Origin of the sequence: Streptomyces sp. NBC_01381 (assembly GCF_026340305.1) — a bacterium.
Lineage (GTDB): Bacteria > Actinomycetota > Actinomycetes > Streptomycetales > Streptomycetaceae > Streptomyces.
In genome coordinates, this window is sequence record NZ_JAPEPI010000001.1 from 4,456,537 (window position 1) to 4,469,195 (window position 12,659).

The window sequence follows — 12,659 nt, forward strand, 5'->3', positions numbered from 1 at the left end:
TACTGGTAACGTCAGAATCCGGGACGAGGCAGTGCGGCACGAACCCCTACGCGCGGGAGGTACCGGTGACCTGGCAACTGGCCGAGAAGTTCGAGGAGTTCGAGACCTTCGAGAAATTCGAGACGTCCGACGGATACGTGAGGTGGGCGTCGTTCGGTGAAGGGGACCCGGTCGTCCTGCTGCACGGCTCGCCCTTCTCGTCGTACATCTGGCGCGAGATCGCCCCCGCCCTGGCCCGCACACGCAAGGTCTACGTCTGGGACCTGCTGGGCTTCGGCCGGTCGGAGCAGCGGGACGGCCAGGACGTCGGCCTGGCCGCGCAGGGCAGGCACTTCGCCCGGCTCCTCGCGCACTGGGGCTTGGAGCGGCCCAGTGTGGTCGCGCACGACGTGGGCGGGGCGGTCGCGCTGCGGGCCCTGCTCCTGGAGGGCGCCGCGTACCGGGACTTGACGCTGGTCGACGCGGTCGGCGGCGGCGCGTGGGGGACGGGCTATTTCAAGCTCATCCGCGACAACGCGCACGTCTTTGAGCGGTTGCCGGGGTACGCCCATGAGGCCCTGGTGGCCAGCCACCTGCGCCACGCCACGCACACCGGATACGGTCCCGGAGTCCTGGACGCCTACCTCGCCCCATGGCGCGGCGCCCGGGGCCAGGCCGCCTTCTACCGACAGTACCGCCAGTTCGCCCAGTCCCAGACGGACGAGATCGAACCCCTGCTCGGCGAGGTGTCCGTGCCGACCCGGATCATCTGGGGCCGTGAAGACCGCCTGCTGCCGGGGGAGTTCGCCGCGTTCCTGCGGGCGCGAATCCCACACGCCGAGCTGATCTGGCTGGACGGCGCGGGCCACACCGTCCAGGAGGACGCGCCGGCGCGGCTCCTTGCGCATCTGGAGGAGGACTTCGGGCGGGCGGTCGGCTGAGTGAGAGCAGCGGAGGGTCACATGCCGGAGGCATTCCCGTACCGATTCGCGCACGATGTACGCACGGGGTCCTCCCCATCCTCCGGTGCGGGTTCACGATGAGCCTCCTCCCACTGGCACTTCCGAGGAGGCCTCGATGCGTCGTCTCATCGCAGCCACCGTCCTCTCCGTACTGGCTCTCGGCGCCGCGACGGCCTGCGGTGGTGGCGATGTCGTCACCGAGCCAAAGTCCAAGTCGAAGTCGCCCGATGTCACGTCCGGTTCGAAGTCCAAAAAGCCGGCCGCGGACGAGCCGGAGGATTCCTCGGAGCGCTCGGGCAGGGCCGAGGTCGGTGACACCCTCACGCTCAAGGGGCTGAAGGGCGGGTCGCGGCTCGACGTGACCGTCGAGAAGTTCGTCGATCCGGCGAAATCCTCCAGCCAGTTCCTCGAACCGGCCACGGGCAAGAAGTGGGTCGCAGCGCTGTTCAAGCTGGACAACAAGGGCGGCAAGGTTTACGAGGACAGCCCCATCAATGGAGCGCAGGTCGCCGACAAGACGGGGCAGCGCTTCCAGGCCACCATCGCGGATGTGACGGCCGGACCGGCCATGGCCGCGGCCGTCAAACTCCCGCCCGGCGAGACCGCCCGCGGCTGGCTGGTCTTCGAGGTCCCCGAGGACTCCGCGATCACCAGCGCGCAGTGGACACCCGACTCGGGATTCGCCGACGACACCGGGCAGTGGCAGATCGGGTGACGCGGTCGGCGGTGTGGATGCCGCCTGCGGGTGCCGAGGTGCGCCCGCAGGCGGCATCAGTCCTGCGGCGACTCGAGGTAGAGGGTGCTCCGGCCAGGGGGCGGCGCCAGATCGCGTGCGGCACCAGACGGGCACACCGGCCGGGCAGGTCCAGGGGCAAGCAGACCGGGTTCGAGGAATATGCGGACATCCGTCGTAGCTGGTAATGATCACGAACCCTGCCCCAATAGAGGCTGTGCACCGGCACCAGCCCATGAAAGGGAAGAACTTGCCCACCAAGACCCTGCGCATACCCACCACCGACGGCCAGGCCGACGCCTTCGCCGCCTTCCCCGACGACGGCGAGCCGCACCCGGGGGTGCTGCTGTACATGGACGCCTTCGGCCTGCGGCCCGAGCTGGAGGAGAAGGCCCGTGAGCTGGCCGGGCACGGGTACTACGTACTCGTTCCCAATCTCTACTACCGGCACGGCACGACACCGGTGGTCGAACTTCCCGAGCACATCGGAGACGACGACCGCCCGGCGATCTTCGCCCAGTTGATGCCCTTGGTCGAGGCGCACACCACCGAACGTGCCCTGAGTGACGCCGACGCCTACCTCAGGTTCCTCACCGCCCAGCCAGAGGTCAGTGCCGGACCGGTCGCCACGATCGGCTACTGCATGGGCGCCGGCCTGGCGATGCGCACCGCTGCGGCGCACCCCGACCAGGTGGCCGCCGTCGCCGGATTCCACCCCGGCTTCCTGGTCACCGACGCGCCCGACAGCCCGCACCGCCTGCTCTCCGAGCTCACCGCGGAAGTCCACATCGGCCTCGCCGTGAACGACTTGTCGCCCGAGGCCCTCAGCGACCTCAATCAGGCCCTGGACGCCGCAGGTGTCGACTACACCACCGAGACATACCCCGACACCCTCCACGGCTTCACCATGTCCGACACCGACGCCTTCAGCGCAGCCGCACTGCAGCGCCACTGGGAGCGCCTGCTCCCCCTCCTTGAGCGCACCTTGGTCAAGCCGGTCAGCTAGTCCCACTCCGCTAGGCCCACTCCGCCGCGAACGCCCGCGCCGGGTTCGTCGTCAGGATCTGTTCCACCACGCCTTCTCCTGCCGCGAGTTGGAGGCGTGGACGTACCCGGCGCAGCAGATGCGGCATCCCCGGTCCGCCGTTGACCGACCGCGCCCCGGCCGTCGTCGTGTCGCCGCCCAGGAGCAGCTGATCGGCGAACCCGGCATCGGCCAGGGCGCGTACGGCGTCCGGCATCCGCCAGTCCGTGGCGTGGTGGGCGCGGGAGGGGCCGTCGAAGGCGAGATGCGCGCCGGCCTTCGCGGCCTCCTGGTGGAGGGTGAGGTCGGGGGAGCGGTTCAGATGGCCGAGGATCACCCGGGCGGGCGGGACGCCCAACTCCCCGCACAGGACGTCGAGTACGTCCAGGGCGCCGGTGCCGAGTTCCAGGTGGACGGCGATGGGCGCACCCGTCGCCCGGTGGGCCTCGGCCGCGGCTTCCATGGTCCAGCGGGCGTGCGCGTCCAGGCCGTGGAAGCCGCCCGCGACCTTGATCAGCCCGGCGCGCACGCCCGTGTCGCCGATGCCCTGCGTCAGCTCCCGTATGAACAGGGCGCCCAGGTCACCGGCGCGCAGTAGGGCGAGCAACTCCGGTGCGTAGTGCGCCGCTTGGTGCAGTCCCGTCGCGGCGACGGCGTGTACGCCCGTCGTGCGGGACAGCTCGGGCAGGTCTCCGGCGTGCCGCCCCATGCCGTACGGAGTCCACTGGACGAGGCTCCCGCCGCCCGCCGCACGGAACGCCGCAAGTTCGCGCGCCGCTCCAGCGGTCGAGTCGAGCTCCTGGTCCGGAAGTTGAGGGCTGGTCAGGTAGAGGTGGTCATGGGCGTCGCAGATGCCGAGCGACTCGGGGGCGACGTCCCCGAGGACCGTGCGGACCGCGCTCACCACTGCCGGCCCCGGGGAAGCAGGTCCCGCTCCGGTGCCGACAGGTGCAGCACCTGGAACACATCGCCCACCCCTTGGGGAGATGCGTGGTCCCAGACGGAGAAGTGCAGTGCCTCCCAGGTGCGTGGATCGATGGACACGGCCGCGTAGATGTTTCCGTCCTGGCGCGCCAACCGCTCGGCCTCGTGGGCGAGTTCGGCGGCCAGGGGGCCCAGGGGAGTGCGGTCGGGGATCCGCATCCGGCGGCGTATCGCGGCGCGGGCGGGAGCGGCGGACGCGATCCCCTCCGCGAAGGCCAGACCCGTCCAGTGCTGCACCTCGGGGCGGCCGAAGTCATCGACGATGCCCTGGAATCCGGGGCCCCAGAGGAAGGAGTTCATGCCCGCGGGGGTGTTCCATAGGTAGAACGGCGCGTACTGGTTCACGGGGGAGTCGTCGACACCGCGCTCGCGGACCAGGTACGCCTTGGCGCCGAGCCCCGGGTAGTCGTCCAGCAGGTGCCCCTTGGCGGCCACGCGGTGGCGGATGATCCCCATGTCGTAGTCGGCCGGCAGCGTGATCTCGTACTGCATCGCGTGCATGGTCATCGGCTCCCTGTCTGCAGGAGCAGGAGGGAGAGCAAGCCCCGAACGCCCGTGTCGAAGGCCGCGGGCGAGCCGTCGGCGCGGGCCAGCACATAGCCGCCCTGGACCGTCGCGACGACCGCCGCCGCGACCTCCCGCGGATCGAGCGCGGCCGCGAACTCGCCCTGCTCCTGGCCCTCTTCGACGATTCCGGCCAGCCGCCCCCGCAGCCAGTCGAGCGTCTCGGTGACCGGCGCGCGCAGCTCGTCGCTCGCGATGACGTCCGGATCCATCGTGAGGCGGCCGACCGGGCACCCGCGGAGCACGTCGCGCTCGCGCAGCAGATATGCCTCGATGCGCTCGTACGCCGATCCCTCGCCGCCCAGGACCGCGTCGGCGGCAGCGCGCAACTCCTCGGCCGTACGCCGGATCGCGGCGAGCGCGAGGTCGGGCTTCCCGGCGAAGTGGTGGTACATGCTGCCCTGCCCGGCCCCGGCGTGCTGCTGGATGGCTTTGGGGCTCGTGCCGACGTAGCCGCGCTCCCACAGCAGCTCGCGGGTGGACTCGATCAGACGCTCCGGAGTGCTCATGAACGTACTGTACATACTAGTAGGTACAGAGGTCCAGGCTTCCTCCGGGAGCAGCGCCGACGGCCGCTCGTACTCCCCGCGTGGTACGCGAGCTGCCGCTGGCCGTACGACGACTCGGACCCCCTCGGAGAGCGAACCTCGATACATCGCACAGACACCGCACAGACACCGCGAACCGCATCGCGCGGACATCGCGAACTCGCTTCCGAGGAGATGGACACCATGCAGACCCTGGCTCACTTCGACGGCGGGCCCGGCCCGTGGATCCTGTTCTTCCCGCTCATCTGGGCGGCCGTCGTCATCGGCGGCATCACCCTGCTGCGCCGCACCGTGTGGCGCGGCCGCCGCGCACCGTGGCAGCGTGACGGCCGCGACGCGAACGTACGCATCGACGAGCAGTCGCCCATCGCCGTGCTCGGCCGGCGCTTCGCGTCCGGTGAGATCGACGAGGACGAGTACTGGCGGCGGCTCTCCGTCCTGAACGAGGAGTTCGGCCGCACCTCCAAGGGCGGTGCGGCATGAGCACCGCCACCGGACAGCGCACCGCCACGCTCGACGCGGCCCGAGTCACCGAGGCCGTCAAGGTCTACGGCAGCGGTGACACCGCCGTACGGGCCCTGGACGGGGTGAGCGTCGGCTTCCCGGCAGGACGCTTCACCGCGATCATGGGCCCGTCGGGCTCCGGCAAGTCCACCCTGATGCACTGCGCCGCGGGCCTCGACACCCTCACGTCGGGCACCGCCCACATCGGCGACACCGATCTCGGCGCCCTGGACGACCGGCGTCTCACGCTGCTGCGCCGCGACCGCATCGGCTTCGTCTTCCAGGCCTTCAACCTGGTGCCGACGCTGACGGTCGCCGAGAACATCACGCTCCCGATGGACCTGGCGGGACGGCGCGGCGGACAGGAGTGGACCGACGCCCTCATCGACGTCGTCGGCCTGCGCGACCGCCTGCACCACCGGCCCGCCGAACTCTCCGGCGGACAGCAGCAACGCGTCGCCGTGGCGCGGGCGTTCGCCGGGCAGCCCGATGTCGTCTTCGCCGACGAACCGACCGGCAACCTCGACTCGCGCTCCGGCGAGGAGGTCCTGCGCCTGCTCGGCCGCGCCGTACGGCAGATGGAGCGCACCGTCGTCATGGTCACCCATGACCCGGTGGCCGCGGCCCACGCCGACGAGGTCGTCTTCCTGGCCGACGGCCGGCTCGTGGACCGGATGGCGGCCCCGACCGCCGACAAGGTCCTCGACCGGCTCAAGGCCTTCGACACGAAGACCACGAAGACCACGAAGACCTCGTCCGCACCCGGTACCGAGGGGGCACCGTCATGAGTTCCCTGAGCGCGTCCGCGCGCATCAGCCTGTCCTCGCTGCGCGGCCACAAGCGGCGCTTCGCGGGTACGTTCCTCGCGGTCATGCTCGGTGTCGCCTTCCTGGCGGGCACGCTCGTCATGGGCGACACCCTGCGCGGCAGCTTCGACACCATGTTCGGCAACGCGACGAGCGGCACCGACGCCGTGGTCCGCAGCGCCGACACCATCACCACCCCCGACGACAGCCAGGGCACCCGGCAGCCCGTCAAGACCTCGCTCGTCGAGAAGATCGAGCGGACCGACGGGGTCGCTGCCGCCGCGCCCAGCATTCAGGGCGCGGGCCAGCTCCTGGGCAAGGACCGCGAGCCCATCGGCGGCGAAGGCCCGCCGACCCTCGCCGGCAACTGGATCGCCGACGGCAAGCTGAACGCCTACCAGCTGGCCGACGGCCGCGCCCCCGCCAAGTCCGGCGAGGTCGTCGTCAACCGCGGCGCCGCCGAGTCCGGCGACCTGAAGATCGGCGACACGACCACGCTGCGCACCCCCGACCCCGTCAAGGTGACGATCGTGGGCCTCGCGACCTTCGGTGGCGAGGACGGCATGGCGCAGACCACCTTCACCGGCATGACACAGGCCGACGCCGAGAAGTACCTCACGCCGAAGCCCGGCGAGGCCGCGTCCATCCAGGTGCGGGCCGGACCCGGCGTGAGCGAGCAGGAACTCGTCGACGCGCTGAGTCCCGTACTTCCCAAGGGAGTTGAGGCGATCACCGGCGAGGCGTCGGCGGCGGAGAACACCGACAACATCTCCGGTCAGTTCCTGACGCTCTTCACCAGCTTCCTGCTCGTCTTCTCCGGTGTCGCCCTGCTTGTCGCCACCTTCAGCATCCACAACACCTTCGCGATCGTCGTCGCCCAGCGCACCCGCGAGAACGCGCTGCTTCGCGCGCTCGGCGCCTCGCGCCGCCAGGTCACCGCGTCCACCCTCGTGGAGGCGAGCGCGGTCGCCGTCGTGGCGTCGGTGGCGGGCCTCGCGGGCGGCATCGGCATCGCGGCCGGCCTCCAGGCGCTCTTCCCGGCCATCGGATTCCCCTTCCCCGAGGGCGACCTGGTGATCAGCGGCCTGTCGATGCTGCTGCCCCTGGCCGTCGGCATCGTGGTCTGCCTGGGCTCCGCCCTGCTGCCCGCCGTCCGCGCCGGGCGCACCGCACCCCTGGCCGCGCTGCGCGAGACGGCCGTCGACCACTCCGGGGCGTCGCGGGGTCGTGCCGTCGCGGGCACGGTCCTCGCCCTCACCGCCGTCGGCCTTTCGCTCTTCGGCGTCCTCGTCAGCCCGTCCGTGTGGCTGGCAGGGGCAGGGGCGGTCCTCGCGCTCGCCGCGTTCGTGGTCCTCGGACCCGTCGCCTCCTCGCGGGCGGTACGCATTCTCGGCGGGCCCCTGGACCGGCTGCGCGGCGTCACCGGCGGGCTCGCCCGGCGCAACGCCCTGCGCAGTCCCAAGCGGACCGCCGCCACCGCGAGCGCGCTGATGATCGGCGTCGCCGTCGTCTCGCTCTTCACGGTCTTCGGCGCCTCGCTGAAGGCGACCATGGACCAGACGGTGAACCGCTCCTTCGCCGGCGATCTCGCCATCAGCACCCCCGGCTTCGGAGCGGGCGGCAGCGGACTCAGCCCCAAGCTGGCCCCCGCGCTCGCGGAGCTGCCGGAGGTGGAGACCGCCGTCGGTCTGGGCAAGGGCGCGGCGGAGGTCGACGGGGAAGGGCGCGCCCTGACCGTCACGGACCCCGGCCCCTTCGCCAAGTCCTTCGACCTCGGCAAGATCGAGGGCTCCCTCGACGGCCTCGGCACCAACGGCATCGCGATCACCCGCGCCGAGGCGGAGAAGCAGGACCTGAAGGTCGGATCCAAGACGGAACTCGCCTTCGCCGACGGCAAGAAGGCCACCTTCACCGTCCGCGCGCTGTTCGGCCAGTCCGAGCTCGCGGGGGACTACGTCATCACCCGTGAGGCCTGGGCGCCGCACCGCATGCAGGACGCCGACAGTCTTGTGTCCGTCACCTTCAAGGACGGTGTGAGCGCGAGCGACGGCGAGGCCGCGGTCTCCAAGACCGCCCAGGAGTACGGCAATCCGGACGTGCAGACCCGGGGCGAGTACGCGCAGTCCGCGGCGGGCGGCATCGACATGATGCTCACGCTGGTCTACGCCCTGCTCGCGCTCGCGGTCCTGATCGCCCTGCTGGGCATCGCCAACACGCTGACCCTCGCGATCCATGAACGTACCCGCGAGCTCGGTCTGTTGCGTGCCGTGGGGCAGACGAGGGCGCAGCTGCGGGCCATGGTCCGCTGGGAGTCGGTGCTCGTCGCCGCCTTCGGCACGGCCGGCGGCCTGGCGCTCGGCGGCTTCCTCGGCTGGGTCCTGGTCAAGGCCTCGGACGGCGCGACCGACAGTGCCTTCGCGTTCGCGGTGCCGCCGGTGCAGCTCGTGGTGGTCGCCCTGGTGGGCCTGGCGGCGGGGGCCCTTGCGGGCCTGCGTCCGGCGCGGCGGGCCGCACGCCTGGACGTGCTGCGTGCCATCGCCACCGAGTGACGTACGCCGTCACGGACGCGGGGCCTGTCACCGCCCGGTCAGCCGACAACGGCCGACCGGGCGGGAGCATGTCCGGGCGCGTCGGCCAGGGCGTCCGGCGCGCCGGTGTCCAGGTCCGCGAACGGGCCCGCCGTGGCCGCCCCGTACACCGGGTACGTGGGCAGCGCGGCAGCATGGGATGGGGCCGGAAGGGTGAACCAGACGACCTTGCCCGTCTCGCCGTGCGGGCGTACGCCCCAGCTCTCGCTGACCGCGGCGACCATGGCGAGGCCACGTCCGCAGGTCTCGAACGGCTCGGCGTCGTTCACCTCGGGGAGGCGGGGGTCGTGGTCGTGGACGGAGACCGTGAGGCGGTCGAGCAGCAGCTCGATCTCCACGGTGCACACCTTGTCCGGCTGTGCGTGCCGGTGCACGTTGGTCAGCAGCTCGGTCACACCGAGCGCGGCCTGGTCTATCAAGGGATCGAGATGCCAGTAGCGCAACTGCGCCGATACGATTCTGCGGACCTGGCCGATCCGCGCGGGCAGAGCCTGGAGCTCCACCGTGCAATACCTGCTTGGCTGGCTGATCACGGCTGCGACTCCCCGAATTACGGTCCGGAAGAAGACGACGATCGGATCCAGCAGCGGCCGCGTGGTCTGCCGCCTGCTGTGTGGCCGGCGGGCTGGTTCGCAGCGTCATCGCCGGTAAACCCAGAGTGATGTGTGACCAGAGTGACTCAGGGGGTGCGGGCGTGCAACTCGCACCCTGTCCTGCGTGCGCTCCGGCCCCGCTCAGTCCCGGGGCTGACGGCCTGAGGCCCTGCGCACCGCGTCGATGAACTTGCGCACCGTGGGCGGACCCGCCGTGCCGGGCGCCGGATCGTGGTCGGCGAGCGTGAGCCGGTAGCGCGTGCCGTTCAGTTCGGCCAGTGCCCGGTCGTCCGCGGCGAACCACGGCTTGCCCGCGCGCACCGTCTGCACGGGGGCGCTGTCGATCTCCCTGCCGTAACTGGTCAGCAGCTCGAACCTGCCGTCGCTGATGCGGACTTGGCCGGCCCGGGTGAGGGAGCGCAGCCGCCGCCCGATCCGTACGCCCGTGGCCGTGAACTCCGGCTCCGCCATGACGTTCCGCCCCCTTGCGCCTCGGTGTGTCGCTCCGTACGGGACCGCCGTCCCGTGCGGTGCAGTCTGCACGCACCCGGCGTCGAGCACCAGTGCGTATGAAGACGCCGGCACAGGACGGAGCATCCTGCCTCCAGTGTGCCCCGCATGCGCGACCAGTAACTGCGCCAGGTGTGCCTTTGAGCTGCTCAAAGGTGTGTTTATGCAGGTGAGAAGCGTGCGGAAGGTGCTTATGATCGAGGTGTCCGGCCGGCTGTGAGCGTGGCCGGCCCGACCCGGAGGAGCCACGCGGTGAGCACCACACAGCAGGATCGAGCCGACGAGCCGATGGCCACGCTCGACGTCGACCGCAGCGACGCGGAGTACCGCGCCTGGCTCAAAGAAGCCGTGCGCAAGGTCCAGGCCGACGCCAACCGCTCGGCCGACACCCATCTGTTGCGCTTCCCGCTGCCGGAACAGTGGGGCATCGACCTGTACTTGAAGGACGAGTCGACCCACCCGACCGGCAGCCTCAAGCACCGCCTGGCCCGCTCCCTCTTCCTGTACGGCCTCTGCAACGGCTGGATCAGGCCAGGGCGCCCGGTCATCGAGGCGTCCAGCGGCTCGACGGCCGTCTCCGAGGCGTACTTCGCGAAGCTGATCGGGGTGCCCTTCATCGCGGTGATGCCGCGCACGACCAGCGCCGAGAAGTGCCGACTGATCGAATTCCACGGCGGCCAGTGCCACTTCGTGGACGACTCGCGCACGATGTACGCCGAGTCGGCCGCCCTCGCCGTCGAGACCGGCGGCCACTACATGGACCAGTTCACCTACGCCGAGCGGGCCACCGACTGGCGCGGCAACAACAACATCGCCGAGTCGATCTACCAGCAGATGAGGCTGGAGCGCTATCCGGAGCCCGCGTGGATCGTCGCCACGGCGGGCACCGGCGGCACCTCGGCGACCATCGCCCGCTACGTCCACTACATGCAGCACGACACCCGGCTGTGCGTCGCCGACCCCGAGAACTCCTGTTTCTTCGACGGCTGGACCCACCACGACCCGGACGCCACCAGCGACTGCGGCTCCCGCATCGAGGGCATCGGCAGGCCGCGCATGGAGCCGAGCTTCGTGCCCGGCGCGATCGACCGCATGATGAAGGTGCCGGACGCGGCGAGCGTCGCCGCCGTGCGCGCCCTGGAGCAGGCGATCGGCCGCAAGGCGGGCGGCTCGACCGGCACCGGCCTGTGGAGCTCCCTGAAGATCGTCGCCGAGATGGTGGCGGCGGGACGCACGGGCAGTGTCGTCACGCTCATCTGCGACCCGGGCGACCGCTATCTGGACAAGTACTACTCGGACGCGTGGCTGGCCGAACAGGGGCTGGACATCGCGCCGTACGCTGCCGCCATCAAGTCGCTGCTTGCTACTGGGACTTGGGCGTAGCGCTCCGCGGGAAAGCCGGTGTTTTATCTGCGGGCCGTATGTGGCTGGTCGCGCAGTTCCCCGCGCCCCCTTCGGGGGCTCAGGCGTTCGCCGCCGCCAGGCGTCGGTCCAGGGCCCTCGCGGCGTCGCGGAAGGCGCGGCCCATGCCCGCCCTGCCCAGCTTCATGGCGAAGCGGAAGGGAGCCGCGCCGTCCGCGGCGAAGGTCCACTGCACGCGGGTGCCGGTGCCTGCCGGGGTGAGGTGCCACTCCTCCAGGAGGGCGCGCAGCCCCGGTGCGTTCGTCTCGTCGACCCGGTAGGCGTACCGCTGCGCAGGCTCGGTCGCCACGATCGTCTCCCGGAAGCGCGTGCCGCCCTTGAGCCGGACCTCGCGGCCCGCCCCGCCGTCGGTGGGGCGGCACAGGGTGACCGCGGTGAACCACTCGGGCCAGCCCGTCACGTCGTCGGCGAGGGCGCTGTACACCGCATCGGGGGCGGCGGCCACCTCACGGGCGAAGACCAGACGCAGCGGTGCGGACTCGGCGAACTCGAGCCCCACGGGCCTCAGTCGGCGTGCCATCGAACTCAGCCCCCAAGTGGAATCGGGTGGTTGACCGGCCAACGGCACCATAGCTGATGAGCCGTCAGATGTCTGCGGCGTACCCGCCGCCCTCCTCGGGCTCCTCGGCCTCGCCCGTGATCACCAGGCGCCGCAGATGTTCGGAGATCTCCGCCCGCGCCTCCGCGGGCAGCCCGGCGTCCGTCACCAGCGTGTCGACCTGCGCCAGCGTCGCGAACGAACTGAGGCCCACCGTGCCCCACTTGGTGTGGTCGGCGACCACGATGACGCGCCGCGCCGACTGCACCAGACGCCGGTTGGTCTCCGCCTCCGCGAGGTTCGGCGTGGACAGACCGGCCTCGGCCGATATGCCGTGCACACCCAGGAAGAGCACATCGAAGTGCAGCGCCCCGATGGCCTGGTCGGCGACCGGACCCACCAGCGAGTCCGACGGGGTGCGCACGCCGCCCGTGAGGACCACGGTGGCCGCGCCCTGGCGCTGGCCCGAGGTGCGCTGCGCGGAGTGGAAGACGTCCGCGACCCGCACCGAGTTCGTCACCACCGTCAGGTCCGGCACGTCCAGGAGATGGTGCGCCAGCGCGTACGTCGTCGTGCCCCCGGAGAGCGCGATCGCCGTGCCCGGGGCCACCAGGGACGCCGCGGTGCGCGCGATGTCCTCCTTGGCGGTCAGCTCAAGGCCCGACTTGGCCTCGAACCCCGGCTCGTGCGTGCTCGCCTCGGCCACCGGGACCGCGCCGCCGTGCACCTTCTCCAGGACGCCCTGGCGGGCCAGCGCGTCGAGATCGCGGCGGACCGTCATGTCCGACACGCCGAGCTTCCGCGTCAGTTCATTGACCCGGACCCCGCCCCGGCGTCGTACCTCGTCGAGGATCAGGGCGCGGCGCTGCTCCGCGAGGAGGTTCTGATTCTCACTCACGTCAGG

General features: G+C 71.1%; 14 protein-coding genes. 7 read left to right on the plus strand and 7 right to left on the minus strand.

Features of this window, described 5'->3' with window-relative positions:
• Positions 1–65: 65 nt before the first annotated feature.
• The 3 genes from OG453_RS20795 to OG453_RS20805 all read left to right on the plus strand — a co-directional run bounded on the left by OG453_RS20795 (position 66) and on the right by OG453_RS20805 (position 2,680).
• Positions 66–920, plus strand: a complete 855-nt coding sequence (locus tag OG453_RS20795; protein ID WP_266869476.1) for an alpha/beta fold hydrolase — start codon at positions 66–68, stop codon at positions 918–920.
• 136 nt (positions 921–1,056) lie between these two features.
• Positions 1,057–1,656 (plus strand): DUF4352 domain-containing protein, encoded by a 600-nt coding sequence (locus OG453_RS20800; protein WP_266869477.1) that lies wholly within the window; start codon positions 1,057–1,059, stop codon positions 1,654–1,656.
• A gap of 268 nt (positions 1,657–1,924) precedes the next feature.
• Positions 1,925–2,680, plus strand: coding sequence for a dienelactone hydrolase family protein (locus OG453_RS20805; RefSeq protein WP_266869478.1), 756 nt, complete (start codon positions 1,925–1,927; stop codon positions 2,678–2,680).
• A gap of 10 nt (positions 2,681–2,690) precedes the next feature.
• Here the strand turns inward: OG453_RS20805 and OG453_RS20810 are convergent, their stop codons facing one another.
• The 3 genes from OG453_RS20810 to OG453_RS20820 are packed head-to-tail and all read right to left on the minus strand — an operon-like array spanning position 2,691 to position 4,770.
• Positions 2,691–3,602 carry a phosphotriesterase gene (locus OG453_RS20810; protein ID WP_266869479.1) on the minus strand — a complete coding sequence of 304 codons (912 nt, stop codon included), beginning with the start codon at positions 3,600–3,602 and terminating at the stop codon, positions 2,691–2,693.
• Complete coding sequence (locus OG453_RS20815; RefSeq protein ID WP_266869480.1) at positions 3,599–4,183, minus strand: DUF4865 family protein; 585 nt, start codon at positions 4,181–4,183, stop codon at positions 3,599–3,601. Before OG453_RS20815 ends, OG453_RS20810 begins: the two co-directional genes overlap by 4 nt.
• 2 nt (positions 4,184–4,185) lie before the next feature.
• Positions 4,186–4,770 carry a TetR/AcrR family transcriptional regulator gene (locus OG453_RS20820; RefSeq protein WP_266869481.1) on the minus strand — a complete coding sequence of 195 codons (585 nt, stop codon included), beginning with the start codon at positions 4,768–4,770 and terminating at the stop codon, positions 4,186–4,188.
• A gap of 207 nt (positions 4,771–4,977) precedes the next feature.
• Here OG453_RS20820 and OG453_RS20825 point away from each other — a divergent pair, with 207 nt between their 5' ends.
• Genes OG453_RS20825 through OG453_RS20835 form a run of 3 tightly spaced genes read left to right on the plus strand, consistent with a single transcriptional unit; the run spans position 4,978 to position 8,653 of the window.
• Positions 4,978–5,277: an SHOCT domain-containing protein gene (locus tag OG453_RS20825; RefSeq protein WP_266869482.1), complete on the plus strand. Its 300-nt coding sequence runs from the start codon at positions 4,978–4,980 to the stop codon at positions 5,275–5,277.
• Positions 5,274–6,086 (plus strand): ABC transporter ATP-binding protein, encoded by an 813-nt coding sequence (locus OG453_RS20830; protein ID WP_266869483.1) that lies wholly within the window; start codon positions 5,274–5,276, stop codon positions 6,084–6,086. Before OG453_RS20825 ends, OG453_RS20830 begins: the two co-directional genes overlap by 4 nt.
• Positions 6,087–6,091: 5 nt before the next feature.
• On the plus strand, positions 6,092–8,653 hold the full coding sequence (locus tag OG453_RS20835; protein ID WP_266869953.1) for an ABC transporter permease: 2,562 nt from the start codon (positions 6,092–6,094) through the stop codon (positions 8,651–8,653).
• Between the two features lie 38 nt (positions 8,654–8,691).
• On the opposite strand, the gene OG453_RS20840 is transcribed toward OG453_RS20835, so the two are convergent.
• Together OG453_RS20840 and OG453_RS20845 are read right to left on the minus strand one after the other, a co-directional pair.
• The gene (locus OG453_RS20840; protein ID WP_266869484.1) at positions 8,692–9,225 is read right to left on the minus strand and encodes an ATP-binding protein; all 534 of its coding nucleotides are present in this window, start codon (positions 9,223–9,225) and stop codon (positions 8,692–8,694) included.
• 201 nt (positions 9,226–9,426) lie between these two features.
• Positions 9,427–9,756, minus strand: a complete 330-nt coding sequence (locus OG453_RS20845) for a hypothetical protein (RefSeq protein ID WP_266869486.1) — start codon at positions 9,754–9,756, stop codon at positions 9,427–9,429.
• A gap of 327 nt (positions 9,757–10,083) precedes the next feature.
• Between OG453_RS20845 and OG453_RS20850 the strand changes: the two genes are divergently transcribed.
• Positions 10,084–11,178: a PLP-dependent cysteine synthase family protein gene (locus OG453_RS20850; protein ID WP_266869954.1), complete on the plus strand. Its 1,095-nt coding sequence runs from the start codon at positions 10,084–10,086 to the stop codon at positions 11,176–11,178.
• A 79-nt stretch (positions 11,179–11,257) separates the two neighbouring features.
• Here OG453_RS20850 and OG453_RS20855 read toward each other — a convergent pair whose 3' ends face one another.
• Together OG453_RS20855 and OG453_RS20860 are read right to left on the minus strand one after the other, a co-directional pair.
• Entirely contained in the window at positions 11,258–11,737 is a 480-nt protein-coding gene (locus tag OG453_RS20855; protein WP_266869487.1) for an SRPBCC family protein, read from the minus strand.
• 64 nt (positions 11,738–11,801) lie between these two features.
• A complete protein-coding gene (locus OG453_RS20860; RefSeq protein ID WP_266869488.1) occupies positions 11,802–12,653 on the minus strand; it encodes a DeoR/GlpR family DNA-binding transcription regulator in 852 nt (283 codons plus the stop codon).
• Between the last annotated feature and the right edge of the window lie 6 nt (positions 12,654–12,659).

Coding starts and splice junctions, on each gene's coding strand:
- OG453_RS20820 (WP_266869481.1), bottom strand. CDS start 4,770: ATGTACAGTACGTTCATGAGCACTCCGGAGCGTCTGATCGAGTCCACC.
- OG453_RS20855 (WP_266869487.1), bottom strand. CDS start 11,737: ATGGCACGCCGACTGAGGCCCGTGGGGCTCGAGTTCGCCGAGTCCGCA.
- OG453_RS20845 (WP_266869486.1), bottom strand. CDS start 9,756: ATGGCGGAGCCGGAGTTCACGGCCACGGGCGTACGGATCGGGCGGCGG.
- OG453_RS20815 (WP_266869480.1), bottom strand. CDS start 4,183: ATGCACGCGATGCAGTACGAGATCACGCTGCCGGCCGACTACGACATG.
- OG453_RS20800 (WP_266869477.1), top strand. CDS start 1,057: ATGCGTCGTCTCATCGCAGCCACCGTCCTCTCCGTACTGGCTCTCGGC.
- OG453_RS20830 (WP_266869483.1), top strand. CDS start 5,274: ATGAGCACCGCCACCGGACAGCGCACCGCCACGCTCGACGCGGCCCGA.
- OG453_RS20825 (WP_266869482.1), top strand. CDS start 4,978: ATGCAGACCCTGGCTCACTTCGACGGCGGGCCCGGCCCGTGGATCCTG.
- OG453_RS20850 (WP_266869954.1), top strand. CDS start 10,084: ATGGCCACGCTCGACGTCGACCGCAGCGACGCGGAGTACCGCGCCTGG.